The organism is Actinomadura darangshiensis, from assembly GCF_004349235.1.
GTDB lineage: Bacteria > Actinomycetota > Actinomycetes > Streptosporangiales > Streptosporangiaceae > Spirillospora > Spirillospora darangshiensis.
This window is the reverse complement of the sequence record NZ_SMKY01000065.1, coordinates 1-15,721: the sequence shown is the minus strand read 5'-3', so window position 1 is coordinate 15,721 and position 15,721 is coordinate 1. Positions and strand designations below refer to the sequence as shown.

Sequence of the window (15,721 nt, the reverse complement as noted above, 5' to 3'; positions counted from 1 at the left end):
CGGGGCGGGGCGCACCGATGCCGTTCCGGATGCGATGCCGCCGATGTCGTGGGGCGGCCGTAGACTCCGTGGTCGTGGCAGGCCGGATTCGCAATGAGGACATCGCACTCGTGCGGGAGCGCTCTTCCATCGACGCCGTGATCGGGGAATATCTGCAACTGCGCAGCGCGGGCGGCGGCAACCTCAAGGGGCTGTGCCCGTTCCACGACGAGAAGTCGCCGTCGTTCAACGTCACGCCCTCGCGCGGGCTGTACTTCTGCTTCGGCTGCGAGGCCGGCGGCGACGTCATCAAGTTCGTCCAGGAGATCGAGCACCTGACGTTCTCCGAGTCGGTCGAGCGGCTCGCCGCCCAGGCCGGCATCCAGCTGCGCTACGAGGAGGGCGGCGGCCGCGGCCCCCGGCAGGACGGCGGGCAGCGCGCGCGGCTCATCGAGGCGCACAAGGCGGCGGCCGAGTTCTACGTGGAGCGGCTGAACTCCCCCGAGGGGCAGATCGGCCGCACGTTCCTGGCCGAGCGCGGCTTCGAGGCGGCCGACGCGGCGCGCTTCGGCGTCGGGTTCGCGCCCCGCGAGTGGGAGGGCCTCGTCCGGCACCTGCGCCAGCGCGGCTTCGCCGACCGCGACATCGTGGCGGGCGGCCTCGCCAAGGAGGGGCGGCGCGGCCCGATGGACCGGTTCCGCGGCCGGCTCATGTGGCCGATCCGCGACCTGTCCGGCGACGTCATCGGGTTCGGCGCCCGCAAGCTCTACGAGGACGACGACGGCCCGAAGTACCTGAACACCCCCGAGTCGCCGCTCTTCCACAAGGGCTCGGTGCTGTACGGCGCCGACCTCGCGAAGAAGGAGATCGCGCGCCGCCGGCAGGCCGTCGTGGTCGAGGGCTACACCGACGTGATGGCCTGCCACCTGGCGGGCGTCCCGACGGCGATCGCCACCAGCGGGACGGCGTTCGGCGACGACCACATCAAGGTGCTGCGCCGGCTGCTGATGGACCAGGACGAGTTCCGCGGCGAGGTGATCTTCACCTTCGACGGCGACGCGGCCGGCCGCAAGGCGGCGCTGCGCGCGTTCGACGACGAGCAGAAGTTCGTCTCGCAGACGTTCGTGGCCGTCCAGCCGGACGGGCTCGACCCGTGCGACCTGCGGATCCGGCACGGCGACGCGGCGGTGCGCGACCTCGTGGCGTCCCGGCTGCCGCTGTTCGAGTTCGCGGTGCGCAGTGCGATCGAGCAGCACGACCTCGACACGGTCGAGGGGCGGCTCGGCGCGCTCGACGCGGCGGCCCCGGTCGTCGCCGCCATCAAGGACCGCTCGCGCCGGCACATGTACGCGGTGAACCTCGACCGCTGGCTCGGCATCATGGACGAGCAGTTCGTGCTGCGCCGCGTCCGCGAGCTGGCCGCGCGCGGGCACGGCCGCGCGCAGGCCGGAAACGGCCGTGGCCAGAACGGGAGCGGCCGCCCCGACAACGGCCGCGCGTGGAACGGGGACCCGCGGCACGGGCGGGGGGAGCCGCAGGCGCCGCAGCGGCCCGCGTTCGACCCCCGCGACCCGGACGTGCAGCGCGAGCGTGAGCTGCTGAAACTGGCCGTGCAGCGGCCGGCGCTGCTCGGCCCGGCGTTCGAGGAGGTCCCGCCCGAGGCGTTCATCGCGCCGCCGCACGCGGCGGTGCGCGTGGTGATCGGGGAGGCGGGCGGCGTCACGGCGGCCGGCGGCGCCGCGGAGTGGGTCTCGGTGCTGCTGGAACGGGCCCCGAACGACCAGGTCAGGGAACTGATCACCAGGCTCGGGGTGGAGCCCGTCCGGGCCGCCCAGGAATCGGATGACCGTTATGCCGCGGAACTGCTCGCCCGAATACAGGAACGCCAGCTCACCCGCATGATCGCCGACGCGAAATCTAAACTCGGGCGGCTGAATCCGGTCGAGGCGCCGGAGGACTACCAGCGGCTCTTCGGCGATCTTGTCGCGCTTGAGCAGCAGAGACGGGTGTTGCGGGAGAGGGGCCTTGGGTCACAGTAGGTCAGCGGTCCGCGAAAATAGGTCCTGTGATCTAGGCCCCCTTTGACGCAGACTGTCTGCGTGGGCCCTTCGGTGCTGCCAAGCGAGGCGCCATCGGTTGATCAGGTGGCGGACCTCGTCGCACGTGGCAGAGAGCGCGGCGGTGTGACCGTCGAGGACGTCGCTGCCGCGCTCGATCGCTCGGACTTGCCGGACGACTCCCTGGAAAAGGTCGTCCGGATGCTCGCAGAGCAGGGGGTGGAGGTTCTCGAGTCTCAGCAGGAGACCGAGGACGTCGCGCGAGCGGATGAGGGTGACCTCGGCAAGCGGGCGCCGACGAGCGACCTGGTTCGGATCTACCTGAGAGAGATCGGTCGCGTACCGCTGCTCACGGCAGAAGATGAAGTAGAACTAGCGAAATCGATCGAGGCGGGACTGTTCGCCGAGGAGAAGATGGCGCGTACCGCCGTCCTCGCCCGCGGCGAGCTGATCGACCTCGAACTGCTCTCCCGCGAGGGGATGCGGGCGAAGCAACGCCTGATCGAGGCCAACCTGCGGTTGGTGGTCTCGATCGCCAAACGCTACGTCGGCCGGGGAATGCTGTTCCTCGACCTGATCCAGGAGGGAAATCTCGGACTCATCCGTGCGGTCGAGAAATTCGACTACACCAAGGGGTTCAAGTTCTCGACCTACGCCACCTGGTGGATCCGGCAGGCGATCACCCGGGCCATCGCCGACCAGGCCCGGACGATCCGGATCCCGGTGCACATGGTGGAGACCATCAACAAGCTGGTCCGGGTGCAGCGGCAGATGCACCAGGACCTCGGCCGCGAGCCGAGTCCCGAGGAGATCGGCCTGGAGATGGGGCTGTCGCCCGTCCGGGTCGTGGAGATCCAGCGGATCGCGCAGGAACCGGTCTCGCTGCAGTCGCCGATCGGCGAGGAGGACTCCGACCTCGGCGACTTCATCGAGGACGCGGACGCCGTCGTGCCGATCGAGGCGGCGGCGTTCATCCTCCTGCAGGACCAGCTGGAGGACATCCTCGGCACCCTGTCGGAACGGGAGCAGCGCATCATCCAGCTGCGCTTCGGCCTGACCGACGGGCATCCGCGCACCCTGGAGGAGGTCGGCCGGGAGTTCGGCGTGACGAGGGAGCGGATCCGCCAGATCGAGTCCAAGACGCTGGCGAAGCTGCGCCACCCGTCCCGCGCGCAGATGCTCCGCGAGTATCTGGAGTGAGCCGGGCGTCCTCCCGGCCCGCGCCGGCCGGGAGGACGCACCGGCCCGGGACGCCCGGCATCCGGCATAACGTCGCATTTCGTCCGAGCGGTGTCTTACCGTTGGGGTCATGCTGATCGTGACGACAGATGGCGTGGCCGGGTACGAGATCAGGAGCGTGCTCGGAGAGGTCCTGGGGACGGCCGTCCAAGCCGATCAGGCCCCGGCCCCGGCACCCGGGCAGGCCGGGACGTTCCGGGTGACGGGGGAGCAGCCGGGGATGAGCCTGGCCGCGGCCCGCCGCGAGGCGGTGGACCGGCTCGGCGAGGAGGCGCGCCGCAAGGGCGCGAACACGGTGGTCGGCATGCGGTTCGACACCGCCGCGCTGTCCGGGGGCTTCGAGGTGTGCGCCTACGGGACGGCGGTCTGGGCGGAGCCGGCCGCGCAGCAGCGCGAGCAGGCGCCGCAGTACCAGCAGCAGCCCCAGCAGCAGGGCAATCCGCCGCCGTACGGGGACCCGCAGCCCGGCGGCCCGCCGATGGCCGCGCGCAACCTCACGATGGGGTGGCAGGACCGCCCGCGCTGAAACTCGTGCCGGGGCCGCGACGTGGGACGGCTCACTGTCGCGGGGGGCACTTGACGTGCTGAGGTTAGCTTTCGCTAATTTAGGTAAGCCTAACCACTTTTGCACGCCCTGGAGCCCCTCATGCGTCCTGTGTCCGTCCTCGCGCTCGCCGGCGCCGCCGCGGTGTCGATGTCCCTTCTGGCGGCGTGCGGCGGTGACGGCGAGGCGGACGCGGCGGGCGGCATCGCGGTGACGGCCACCGACGACTCGTGCGAGGTGGCCAAGACCGAGCTGACCGCGGGCAAGACCACCTTCAAGGTCAGCAACAAGGGCTCGAAGGTCAACGAGTTCGAGGTCCTGAAGCCGGACGGCAAGATCCTCGCCGAGCGGGAGAACATCGGCCCCGGCACCAGCGTCGACTTCGTCGTGAACCTGCCCGCCGGGCAGTACAAGGTGCTGTGCAGCGCCGGCCAGACCGGCAAGGGGCCGTCCCAGAACGTCACGGTCAGCGGGAAGGCCGCCGGCGGCGACCAGCGCCTGGCCCAGGCCACCGCCGACTACAAGACCTACGTCATCGGGAAGCTCGACGACACGATCGGCAAGACGCGGAAGTTCGTGGACGCCGTGAAGGCCGACGACGTCGCCAAGGCCAAGGAGCTGTACGCGCCGTCCCGCGTCGGCTGGGAGACGATCGAGCCCGTCGCGGAGAAGTTCGGCGACATCGACCCCAAGGTCGACGCGCGCGAGGCCGACCTCAAGCCGGAGGAGAAGAAGGACTGGTCCGGCTGGCACCTGCTGGAGAAGGCCCTCTGGGAGGACGGCTCGGTCAAGGGCAAGGAGAAGTACGGCGACCGGCTGCTGAAGGACCTGGAGACGCTGAAGTCGCGGCTGCCCGGCCTCACCCTCGACCCGGTCAACGACATGGCGGGCGGCGCCAAGGAACTGCTGGACGAGGTCGCCACCGGCAAGGTCACCGGCGAGGAGGAGGCGTTCAGCCACACCGACCTCGTCGACTTCAAGGCCAACGTCGACGGCGCCAAGAAGATCTACGACCTGCTCAAGCCGGTCGTGCAGGAGCGGGACGCGCAGCTCGCAAAGGACCTCGACGACAACTTCGCCGGCGTCGAGTCGCTGCTGAAGAAGCACGAGAAGGGCGACGGCTACGTCTCCTACGACAAGGTCGGCAAGGGCGACCGCAAGGACCTGGCCGACGCGGTGAACGCGCTGGGCGAGCCCCTGTCGAAGCTCGCCGAAGTCGTTGCGAAGTAACCGGGGCGACCGGGACGAGAGGGCGGTGACGGCATGACCGGCGAGCAGGCGGAGGCGCGTCCGGGGATGTCCCGGCGCAGGATGCTCGGGTTCTCCGGCGCGAGCCTGCTGGTCGGCGCCGCCGCCGGGGCCGGCCTCGACCGGGTCGCCTCGGCGGACGAGGACGGCGCCGCGGGCGCCGCGATCGCGTTCCGCGGCGCGCACCAGGCGGGCATCGCCACGCCCGTCCAGGACCGGCTGCACTTCGCCGCCTTCGACGTCACGACCGACGACCGGGACCGGCTCGTCCGGATGCTGAAGGAGTGGACCGACGCGGCCGCCGCCATGACCGCCGGGAGGCCCGTCGGGAACGGCGCGGCCGCCGGGTCCCCGGTCGCGCCGCCCGACGACACCGGCGAGGCGGTCGGGCTGCCGCCGTCCCGGCTCACGCTGACGATCGGGTTCGGCCCGTCGCTGTTCGAGAAGGACGGCGAGGACCGGTTCGGCCTCAGGGCGCGCCGCCCCGCCGCCCTCGTCGACCTGCCGCACTTCCCCGGCGACGACCTCGACCCCGACCGCGGCGGCGGCGACATCGCCGTGCAGGCGTGCGCGGACGACCCGCAGGTCGCGGTGCACGCGATCCGGAACCTGGCCCGGATCGGGTTCGGCGTGGTCGCGGTCCGCTGGTCGCAGCTCGGGTTCGGCAAGACGTCCTCGACGACGCCGGACGCGCAGACCCCGCGCAACCTGTTCGGGTTCAAGGACGGCACCGACAACCTCGGCGAGAGCGACAAGGCGCTCCTCGACGAGCACGTGTGGGCGGGGAAGGGCGACGGCTGGATGGCGGGCGGCTCCTACCTCGTCGCCCGCCGCATCCGCATGCACATCGAGACCTGGGACCGGACGTCGCTGCGCGAGCAGGAGGACATCTTCGGCCGCGGCAAGGGCGAGGGCGCGCCGGTGGGGCGGGAGAAGGAGCGCGACAAGCCCGTCCTGGCGCGGATGAAGCCGGACGCGCACGTCCGGCTCGCCCACCCCGACTCCAACCACGGGGCGCGGATCCTGCGGCGCGGCTACTCCTTCACCGACGGGTCGGACGGCCTGGGGCGGCTGGAGGCGGGCCTGTTCTTCATCGCCTTCCAGAGCGACCCGCGCAAGGGGTTCATCCCGGTCCAGCAGTCACTGGCCACCGACGCCTTGAACGAGTACATCCAGCACGTCGGATCGGGCATCTACGCGTGCCCGCCCGGCGTCCGCGAGGGCGGCCACTGGGGCGACGGCCTGTTCGCCTAGCGCGAATTCGCCCGGCTAGCCCTGCTGGGCCCGTTCGGCGCGGATCCGCGCCACGACGTCCCCGGCGGCGGTCTTGATGGACTCCAGCTCCTGGAGGTAGGCCCAGTAGTCCGGGTGGGCCCCGGTGAGCCGGTTCGGCGCGTTCTCCAGCCGTCCGACCAGCGAGTCGAGCACCCGGACGTGCTGGGCCGGGGGCCCGCCGGGCTGCGCCATGGCGAGCCGCTGCGCGTCCCGCACCGCGAACTGGACGCCCTCGGCCGGCTTGGCCGGGTCCTGGGCGACCGCCTTCAGCTCGTCCACCCGCCCGGTGACCTGCCCGGCGCGGCGGTCGGCCGCGTTCAGCTCGGTGCGCGCGGCGGTGAGCGCCTGCTGCGCCTGCTTCCACTCGGTGCGGCCCGTGTGCGCGGACGCCTCGTTCAGCCGCTCGCGGGCCCGGGTGACGGCCGCCTCGATGGACTCGGGCGCGCCCTTGAGGTCCTGCCAGCACGTCTGCGAGTAGCCGCGCACGAGCACGCGCATGGCCTCCTTGACCGGCCCGACGCGGTTGGCGACGACGTCCACCCGCGTCCGGACGGAGGCGAGCGAGTTGCGGACCTTCTCCGCCATCTGCGGCAGCTCCGCGGCGGCCTCCCGGGCCCGCTCGGCGATGTCGCGGACCTCGTCGGCCTTGCGGATGGCGCCGTCCAGGCCGAGGCCGCCGAGGCCCTGCGAGCCGAGCTGGGCGAGGACCTGCTTGGCGCGGTCCAGTTCCGCCTCCGGATCGGCGGCGTCCATCCCGGCGCCCTTCGCGGCGGTCACGGCGGAGTCGGCGGCGGCCACCGCGTCGCGGGCGGCGGTCAGCCGGGGCGGGAGCTGGTCGAGCGCGGACTCCAGCCGGGCCATCTGCGGGGCGAGCCGCTCGGCGAACCCGTTCAGGTTCCGGGCGGTCTGCTGCAGCCGCTCCGTGCAGGCCACGAACGCGCGCCGCGCGGAGTCGTACTCGGCCGGTGACCGGTCCCGGTCATCGAGGTCGTGCGCGTCCAGGACGGAGATGTAGGCGACCGACGCGGCGTCGGCGGCCTCGCTGAGCCCGCCGAACTCGCGCCGGGCCGGCTCGGCGGCCCTGGCGTCCAGGTCCTCGAACACGGTGACGCGGCCGTCGATGAACTTCTGTGCCTGGTCCATGTCGTAGAAGGCGGCCGCCGCCGCCTCCCGCGCCTCGATGGCCCCGGCCGCCGCCTGTGCCCCACGGCCGCCCCGGCGGCGCTGGTCGCCCGGTCCCCGCAACGCAGCCTCCCTTCGTCCCTGCCAGTCTCCCGCAAACGGCCCGGGTTGCGTGTGACGGGCGGCATCTGGAGTAATCCCTCTACAAAGGATGGAACGGATAGCATCGCTGCTACGTCGATATGGCTGGGCGCCCGGTCGGCGTCCGATACCGGAATGCGATCTTGGAGGCCCATCGTGCCCGTCAGCCTGAGCAAAGGCGGCAACGTCTCGCTCACCAAGCAGGCCCCCGGCCTGTCCGCGGTGACCGTCGGTCTCGGGTGGGACCTGCGCACCACCACCGGGACGGACTTCGACCTCGACGCCTCGGCCATGGTCCTGGACGCCTCCGGCAAGATCATCACTGACCAGCACTTCGTGTTCTTCAACAACCTTCGCACGCCCGACGGCGCGGTCGAGCACACCGGTGACAACACCACCGGCGCCGGCGAGGGCGACGACGAGCAGCTCAAGGTGAACTTCGGTGCGATGCCGGACACGGCCGAGCGGGTCGCGTTCGCCGTGTCGATCTACGATGCCGACAGCCGCGGGCAGAGCTTCGGGCAGGTCCGCAACGCCTACATCCGGGTGCTGAACCAGGCCGACGGGGCGGAGATGGCGCGCTACGACCTGTCCGAGGACGCCTCCATGGAGACCGCGATGGTCTTCGGCGAGCTGTACCGCAACGGGACGGAATGGAAGTTCCGCGCGGTCGGCCAGGGCTACGCGTCCGGCCTGGCGGGCATCGCGACGGACTTCGGCGTCAACCTCTGAACAGGCTCATCACGAAGGGAGTGGCCCGAACATGGGAGTCTCACTCGCCAAGGGCGGCAATGTTTCACTGAGCAAGGCCGCCCCCAACCTCACCGCGGTCACCGTCGGCCTCGGCTGGGACGTCCGCGCCACCACCGGCGCCGACTTCGACCTGGACGCGTCCGCGCTGATGCTCGCGGGCACCGGCAAGGTCATGTCCGACCAGCACTTCGTGTTCTTCAACAACCTGAAGAGCCCGGACGGCTCGGTCGAGCACACCGGCGACAACCTGACCGGTGAGGGCGAGGGCGACGACGAGTCGATCAACGTCGACCTCACCGGGGTGCCGGCCGAGTGCGACCGCATCGTGTTCCCCGTGTCGATCTACGACGCCGACAACCGGCAGCAGAGCTTCGGGCAGGTGCGCAACGCCTTCATCCGGATCATCAACCGGAACGACGGCAACGAGCTCGCCCGCTTCGACCTCACCGAGGACGCCTCCACCGAGACGGCGATGGTCTTCGGCGAGCTCTACCGGCACAGCGGCGAATGGAAGTTCAGGGCCGTCGGACAGGGGTATGCCTCCGGTCTCGCCGGCATCGCGATGGACTTCGGCGTCAACGTCGGCTGACCGCCGCCGCCCCGCACCCCGGCCGCCCCGCCCGGCCGTCCTCATCTAGCAGAAATATTCGCATGATTCTTCGCACCTTCGGTTGGTCCTTCGGCGTCACGGTCGTCGGCCTGCTCCTCGCCCTGCTCTACGACGGGCCGACCGGGCTGGCCCTGGTCGCCGTGCTGGCCGTCCTGGAAGTGTCGCTGTCGTTCGACAACGCCGTGGTCAACGCCAAGGTGCTCGACCGGATGAGCGTCTTCTGGCAGAAGATCTTCCTCACCGTCGGCATCGCGATCGCGGTGTTCGGCATGCGGCTGGTCTTCCCGCTGCTGATCGTGGGCATCACGGCCAAGCTGAGCCCCGTCGAGGCGTTCGACCTGGCGCTGAACGACTCGCACCGCTACCACGAGCTGATGAACGACGCCTACCCGATGATCGCGGCGTTCGGCGGCATGTTCCTGATGATGCTGTTCCTGGACTTCGTGTTCGAGGAGCGCGCCGAGAAATGGCTGCCGTGGCTGGAGCGGCCGCTCGCCCGGATCGGCAAGCTGGACCAGCTGTCGGTCGTCGTCGCGGGCGGCTCGCTGGCGTTCGTGGCGTGGCTGTCCGCCGACGACCCGGGCAACGTCATGATCGCGGGCGTGCTCGGCATGGTGACCTACATCCTGGTCAACGGGCTCGGCGAGCTGTTCTCCGAGGCGACCGACGAAGACGACGAGGACGAGGGCGAGGAGGCCGGGGAGACCGCGGGGCGGTCCGGGCCGAGCTCGCTGGCCCTGGCCACCGGCAAGGCCGGGTTCTTCCTGTTCCTGTACCTGGAGGTGCTGGACGCCTCGTTCAGCTTCGACGGCGTCATCGGCGCGTTCGCGATCAGCACCGACCCGATCGTCATCGCGCTGGGCCTCGGCATCGGCGCCATGTACATCCGGTCGCTCACGGTGTTCCTGGTCCGCAAGGGCACCCTGCACGAGTACGTCTACCTGGAGCACGGCGCGCACTGGGCGATCGGCGCCCTCGCGGTCTGCATGCTGGTCAGCATCGGGCACCACGTGCCCGAGTGGATCACCGGCGGGCTCGGCGCCGGCCTGATCATCGCCGCGTTCGCCAGCTCCGTCGTCCGCAACCGGAACCAGGCCGGGGAGCCCCCGGAGGTGGGGCCGGGCGCGGCCGACCGGGCGAAGGAGCCCACCGGCTCGTCCAAGTCCCCCTGACCCGCACTGACTCGCACTGACCGGCGCCGGCCGGCAGATCTCCACCCCGCGACACACATCGATCATCAAGGGAGCCGACGATGTCAATCTCGCTGCAGAAGGGGCAGAAGGTCTCGCTGGCCAAGCCCGGCGGGGGCACGCTCTCGCGTGTCCGGATGGGCCTCGGCTGGGACGCCGTCGCCAAGAAGGGCCTGTTCGGCAAGGGCAAGGCGCAGTCCATCGACCTGGACGCCTCCTGCCTGCTGTTCGACGCCGCCGGGAACCTCACCGACCAGGTGTGGTTCCGGCAGCTGCGCAGCAAGGACGGGTCCGTCCAGCACACCGGCGACAACCTGACCGGCGCCGGCGAGGGCGACGACGAGGTCGTCAACGTCGACCTGCAGGGCGTCCCGGCCAACGTCGCCCAGCTGGTGTTCACGGTGAACTCCTTCACCGGGCAGGACTTCTCCCAGATCGCGAACGCGTTCTGCCGGCTGGTGGACGAGAGCACCGGCCAGGAGATCGCGCGCTACGACCTGAGCGGCGCCGGGCAGCACAACGCGCAGATCATGGCCAAGGTGTCGCGGGACGGGCAGGGCTGGTCGATGACGGCGATCGGGGCGACCGCGACCGGCCGCACGTTCCAGCACCTGCTCCCGGCCGTGGCGGACCACCTGTGACCGGCGCGCCCTGGTAGCCCTCCCATGCGGCATTTCGACCACATCGACGCCGCCCGGCGCAAGCACCTGTTCTACCGGCACCCGCGCCCGTTCGAGCGGCACGACGACCCGGCGGTGCTGGGCGTGGCGCTGGGCGCGACGCTGTACTGCCCCGCCACCCGGCCCGAGCTCGGCACCGACATCGAGCGGGCGGCGCGGCGGGGCGTGATGAGCATGGTGGTGTGCCTGGAGGACGCGATCTCCGACGACGAGGTGGAGGCCGGGGAGGCGAACCTCGTCGCGCGGCTGCGGGCCCTGCACGCGGATCGCGACCGGCGCGGCGCGGACGTCCCGCTGCTGTTCGTCAGGGTCCGCGACCCCCGGCAGATCGGCGACCTGGTCGACCGGCTCGGGGACGCCGCCGGGCTCGTCACCGGGTTCGTGCTGCCGAAGTTCACGGCGGCCGGCGGTGGAGCGTTCCTGGACGCGCTGGAGGACGCGGCGTCCCGCACCGGGCTCCGGCTGCTGGCGATGCCGGTGATCGAGAGCCCGGAGGCGGTGTACGCCGAGACGCGCGCGGAGATGCTGCACGACGTGGCGCGGCTGCTCGCCAAGCACCGGCGGCGGATCCTCGCCGTCCGGCTCGGCGCGACCGACATGTCCGCCGCCTACGGGCTGCGCCGGCCGCCCGACCTGACGATCTACGACATCCGGCCGGTCGCGGGCGTGATCTGCGACGTGGTCAACATCCTCGGCCGCGCCGACGGCACCGGCTACGTGGTGACCGGGCCGGTCTGGGAGTACTTCTCGCAGGGGGAGCGGATGTTCAAGCCGCAGCTGCGGCAGTCGCCGTTCGACCGGCAGCGGGCGGCGCCGCTGCGGCAGCGGCTGATCACCTCCGACCTGGACGGGCTGATCCGCGAGGTGCACCTGGACAAGGCGAACGGCCTCACCGGCAAGACCGTCATCCATCCGAGCCATGTCGCGGCCGTGCACGCCCTGTCGGTGGTGACGCACGAGGAGTACTGCGACGCCGCCGACATCCTCGGCGTCGCCGGGGGCGGCGCGATGGCCAGCTCGTACGCGAACAAGATGAACGAGGCGAAGCCGCACCGCGCGTGGGCGCAGCGGCTGATGCTGCGCTCCCGGGTGTTCGGGGTCGCGGCGGAGGGCGTCACGTTCGTCGAGCTGCTGGAAGCGGCGGACCGCCGTTGACCGCCGCGTGGGTCGGGTCGCGTCTCGGAGTGCGCCTCGCGGACGGCGCGCGTCCCGTGGGTGCCGGGCTTTCGGCGCTGGTGGGGCTCGCCGTGCGCCGCAACCCGAAGCGTGCGCATCTGCTGGTCTCGGCGGTGCTGGGCAAGCACGTCCCGACGGATCCGCGGCTGGTCTACGGGTCGGGGCTGCTGCTAGGTGAGCTTGTGCGCGCGCGCCTGCGTGGCGAGGATCCGTGCGATCCGGGGCCGCTGCTCCCGGACGCCTTGCAGGTTGTGCCCGGGGCTGCCGCCGCGCTCCGTGACCGCATGCGCGCACCGCAGGTACCCGTGGACGCGATCGTCCTGGGCTACGCAGAGACCGCCACGGCATTGGGGCATTCGGTCGCGGACGCTCTGGGCGGCGCCTACTACCTGCACTCGACGCGACGTCCCGTTGAGGGGTTCGCCACGTACGGCGGGTTCGAGGAGGAGCACAGCCACGCCACGAGCCATCTGCTGCTGCCCGCCGACGCGGAGGCGCTCGACCGTGATGTGCCGGTCGTGCTGGTGGACGACGAGCTCTCCACTGGGCGGACGGTGCTGAACACCATCCAGGCGCTGCATACCGTCCGTCCGCGGAGCCATTACGTGCTCGCTGCCCTGGTCGACCTGCGTGATGCTGCCGACCGGGCTCGTATGGACGATCTCGCCGTGCACCTAGGGACGCGCATAGACGCGGTGGCTCTGGCCGGGGGGCATGTCGAGCTACCGGACGGTGTCCTGGAGGCGGGGAAGGCACTCGTCGCCGGCATCCCCTCGCAAGCGCCGGACGACGGTGGCCCACGGTTCGCCGTGTCCCGGGCCGCGCTGGAATGGCCCGCCGGGTTGCCGGACGGAGGACGCCACGGCTTCCTGCCCGAACACCGGGCCTGGCTGGAGAAGGACCTGGCCCGGATGGGGGAGGCCCTTGCGGACGGCCTTGAGGGTGCTTCCCGCGTCCTCGTGCTCGGGTTCGAGGAGCTGATGTACGCGCCGCTGCGTCTCGCGGAGGCGCTCGCAGACGCGCTTCCGCACGTGGACGTGTTCTACTCGACGACGACGCGTTCACCCGTCCTGGCCGTGGACGACCCTGGGTACGCCATCAGAACGCGCCTGACTTTCCCCTCACACGACGATCCCGCTGATGGGCCAGGGGAGCGGTACGCCTACAACGTCGCTCCTGGGGTCGGCCAACGCGGATTCGACCGGATCGTGTTGGTCGTCGACGACGCTGGAGACACCTCGGCGCTCGCCGCCGGATTGCTCGAACGGCTGCGCGCGCTTGCCCCGGTGCTGGTCGCCCCCATCCCGTCCTACAGGGGGCGCTTGTGAAGCCGCTGTACGGACCGTCCTTTGGCAGCTACCCGGCGGACGACGTCGCATGGCTGCTCAAGGACCTCTCGCATGCGCGGCTCGAAGCGCCTACAGAGGAACGCGAGGCGGCCATCCAATCGGGACGGGCGCACTACGCCGAATCCCTCCCGGTGGAGTACCAGCCAGGGCCGGAGTACCTGCGCCTGTTCCATGAGGCGTTGGCGGCGTCCGCCGAGCGGCTCGCGTACGCGACGGGGCTCGTCACGGAGATGATCCTCGCCGAGCGCGGCCGTGACGCCGTCCTGGTGTCGCTGGCGCGGGCCGGGACACCGGTCGGGATCCTGATGCGCCGCTGGGCGCGGTACGCGCACGGGCTCGACCTACCGCATTACGCGGCCAGCATCGTCCGGGGGCGGGGCATCGACACCGCGGCGCTGCGGTATCTCGCCGAGCACCACGACCCGGCGTCCGTGATGTTCGTGGACGGCTGGACGGGCAAGGGCGCCATCACGCGCGAACTCACCGCCGCCCTGGCGCCGTACCCGTTCCTGTCCGATCTCGCCGTGCTGGCAGACCCGGGACGGTGCACGCCCCTGTACGGCACGCGGGACGACTTCCTGATCCCGTCCGCCTGCCTCAACTCCACCGTGTCGGGCCTTGTGAGCCGGACGGTCCTGAACGACTCCCTCATAGGTCCCGGAGACTTCCACGGCGCGAAGTTCTACGCCGACCTCGCCGGCGACGACGTGTCGGCCGTATTCATCGACGCTGTCTGCGCAAGGTTCGACCACGTGGCCGAACACGTCGCGAAAGACTTGGCCGACCTCCACTCGGCCGACCGCGCCCCCGACTGGTCGGGATGGGAGGCGGTCCGGCGATGCGCTGACGCGGAGGGGATCGACGACCTGAACCTCGTCAAGCCCGGGATCGGGGAGACCACGCGTGTACTGCTGCGGCGCGTCCCATGGAAGGTGTTCGTACGGGCCGACGCCGGACCCGAGGTGACGCACATCAGGCTGCTCGCAGGCGAGCGCGGCGTGCCCGTCCATGAGGTCGAGCCCGGCCGGTTCCCCTACGCGTGCATGGGGTTCATCCATCCGCGCTTCGGCAAGGGAGCCGTCCAGTGACCGTCCTGGTGTGCTCCGACCTGGACCGCACGCTCATCTACTCGGCCGCCGCCTTCGCCCTGGACGGACCCGACGAGACGATGCCGCGCCTGCTCTGCGTGGAGTTCTACCAGGGCGCGCCGCTCTCATACCTGACCGAGCCTTCCGCGCGAACGCTCGAAGCCCTCTCAGCGGCGGCCACGTTCGTCCCGACGACGACTCGCACGCCGGAGCAGTACCGGCGCGTGCACCTGCTGGAGAAACCGCCCCCGTACGCCATCTGCGCGAACGGCGGCCACATCCTCGTGGACGGCGTCGACGACCGGGAGTGGGCGGCGGCCGTCCGAGAACGAGTCGCGGAGGGATGCGCGCCGCTCGCGGACGTCCAGCACCACCTCGCTCAAACCGGCGGTGACTTCGTTCTCAAACGGCGTACCGCGTCCGACCTGTTCGCCTACACGGTCGTGGACCGGGCGTCCGTGCCGCCCGGCTGGGTCGAGGACCTCACCGAATGGTGCGCCGAACGCGGCTGGCGGACGTCCCTGCAGGGCCGCAAGGTCTACTGCCTGCCCGCCTGCCTGACCAAGGCCGCCGCCGCGCAGGAGGTCGCCCACCGCGCCGGCGCGTCCACGATGCTGGCCGCCGGCGACTCCCTCCTCGACATCGAGCTCCTCGAAGCCGCGCACCTGTCGATCCGCCCCGCCCACGGCGAACTGCACGACACCGGCTGGACGTCCCGCACCACCGCCGTCACGGCCGCCCGCGGCATCGCCGCCGGCGAGGAAATCGCCGCATGGCTCCTGGACAGGGCGGCCGGAGCGTAAATAATCACGGGCCGCCCCCTCCGCCCGTTGACAACCGACGTCGCCCAAGGGGTCGCCCCGGCCGCGATCTGAGGCGACAATCACGGTGAACCCTTCTCTCGCTCAGGAGGAGGTCACCTGGACCACATGAGCTCCCGGCTCACCGGCGACGAGACCGCGCTGTGGAAGGCCGCGGCCAGAGTCCTCGACGCGAACTGGACCGGGACAGCCACCGCCGCCTCGCCAGGCCTCTACCCGCACCAATGGAGCTGGGACTCGGCGTTCATCGGCATGGGCCTCGCCCGCCACCGCCGCGACCGGGCCGAGGCCGAACTGTGCTCCCTGTTCCGCGGCCAGTGGGCCGACGGGATGCTCCCGCACATCGTCTTCAACGCCACCCTCGACCGGCACGCCTTCTTCCCCGGCCCGGAACTCTGGTGCAGCGAACGCCAGCCCGACGCCCCCCGCGGCGTCCACACCTCCGGCCT

The 15,721-nt window shown here is 71.2% G+C and carries 15 protein-coding genes; 14 read left to right on the top strand and 1 reads right to left on the bottom strand.

The features are described from left to right. The first annotated feature begins 74 nt into the window (after window positions 1–74). From dnaG to efeB, 5 genes are all read left to right on the top strand, one after another. Entirely contained in the window at window positions 75–2,018 is a 1,944-nt protein-coding gene (gene dnaG, locus E1293_RS16670; RefSeq protein ID WP_132198319.1) for a DNA primase, read from the top strand. 72 nt (window positions 2,019–2,090) lie between these two features. Continuing rightward, window positions 2,091–3,236, top strand: a complete 1,146-nt coding sequence (gene rpoD / locus E1293_RS16665; protein ID WP_132198336.1) for an RNA polymerase sigma factor RpoD — start codon at window positions 2,091–2,093, stop codon at window positions 3,234–3,236. Window positions 3,237–3,345: 109 nt separating this feature from the next. Beyond that, window positions 3,346–3,801 carry a YbjQ family protein gene (locus E1293_RS16660; RefSeq protein ID WP_132198318.1) on the top strand — a complete coding sequence of 152 codons (456 nt, stop codon included), beginning with the start codon at window positions 3,346–3,348 and terminating at the stop codon, window positions 3,799–3,801. A 120-nt stretch (window positions 3,802–3,921) separates the two neighbouring features. Beyond that, window positions 3,922–5,049 carry an iron uptake system protein EfeO gene (gene efeO / locus E1293_RS16655; protein WP_132198317.1) on the top strand — a complete coding sequence of 376 codons (1,128 nt, stop codon included), beginning with the start codon at window positions 3,922–3,924 and terminating at the stop codon, window positions 5,047–5,049. A 33-nt stretch (window positions 5,050–5,082) separates the two neighbouring features. Then, window positions 5,083–6,321 carry an iron uptake transporter deferrochelatase/peroxidase subunit gene (efeB, locus tag E1293_RS16650; RefSeq protein WP_132198316.1) on the top strand — a complete coding sequence of 413 codons (1,239 nt, stop codon included), beginning with the start codon at window positions 5,083–5,085 and terminating at the stop codon, window positions 6,319–6,321. Between the two features lie 15 nt (window positions 6,322–6,336). Here the strand turns inward: efeB and E1293_RS16645 are convergent, their stop codons facing one another. Beyond that, window positions 6,337–7,587, bottom strand: coding sequence for a molecular chaperone DnaJ (locus E1293_RS16645; RefSeq protein ID WP_132198315.1), 1,251 nt, complete (start codon window positions 7,585–7,587; stop codon window positions 6,337–6,339). Window positions 7,588–7,761: 174 nt separating this feature from the next. On the opposite strand from E1293_RS16645, the gene E1293_RS16640 reads away from it, so the two are divergent. The 9 genes from E1293_RS16640 to E1293_RS16605 form a co-directional block, all read left to right on the top strand. Further along, entirely contained in the window at window positions 7,762–8,337 is a 576-nt protein-coding gene (locus E1293_RS16640) for a TerD family protein (RefSeq protein WP_132198314.1), read from the top strand. Window positions 8,338–8,368: 31 nt separating this feature from the next. Beyond that, window positions 8,369–8,947, top strand: coding sequence for a TerD family protein (locus E1293_RS16635; protein WP_132198313.1), 579 nt, complete (start codon window positions 8,369–8,371; stop codon window positions 8,945–8,947). A 62-nt stretch (window positions 8,948–9,009) separates the two neighbouring features. Beyond that, complete coding sequence (locus tag E1293_RS16630) at window positions 9,010–10,140, top strand: DUF475 domain-containing protein (protein ID WP_132198312.1); 1,131 nt, start codon at window positions 9,010–9,012, stop codon at window positions 10,138–10,140. A gap of 80 nt (window positions 10,141–10,220) precedes the next feature. Beyond that, window positions 10,221–10,799, top strand: a complete 579-nt coding sequence (locus E1293_RS16625) for a TerD family protein (protein ID WP_132198311.1) — start codon at window positions 10,221–10,223, stop codon at window positions 10,797–10,799. A 24-nt stretch (window positions 10,800–10,823) separates the two neighbouring features. Continuing rightward, a complete protein-coding gene (locus E1293_RS16620) occupies window positions 10,824–11,993 on the top strand; it encodes an HpcH/HpaI aldolase/citrate lyase family protein (RefSeq protein ID WP_132198310.1) in 1,170 nt (389 codons plus the stop codon). A gap of 29 nt (window positions 11,994–12,022) precedes the next feature. Then, window positions 12,023–13,342: a phosphoribosyltransferase family protein gene (locus E1293_RS47460; RefSeq protein WP_243716270.1), complete on the top strand. Its 1,320-nt coding sequence runs from the start codon at window positions 12,023–12,025 to the stop codon at window positions 13,340–13,342. After that, window positions 13,339–14,451: a cysteine protease StiP family protein gene (locus tag E1293_RS47455; protein ID WP_165978242.1), complete on the top strand. Its 1,113-nt coding sequence runs from the start codon at window positions 13,339–13,341 to the stop codon at window positions 14,449–14,451. The genes E1293_RS47460 and E1293_RS47455 overlap by 4 nt, the downstream gene beginning before the upstream one ends. Continuing rightward, window positions 14,448–15,254, top strand: coding sequence for an HAD family hydrolase (locus E1293_RS16610; RefSeq protein WP_132198309.1), 807 nt, complete (start codon window positions 14,448–14,450; stop codon window positions 15,252–15,254). The genes E1293_RS47455 and E1293_RS16610 overlap by 4 nt, the downstream gene beginning before the upstream one ends. Before the next feature lie 126 nt (window positions 15,255–15,380). Continuing rightward, window positions 15,381–15,721: MGH1-like glycoside hydrolase domain-containing protein (locus E1293_RS16605; protein ID WP_424923638.1), on the top strand; the 341-nt coding region annotated here is incomplete at its 3' end.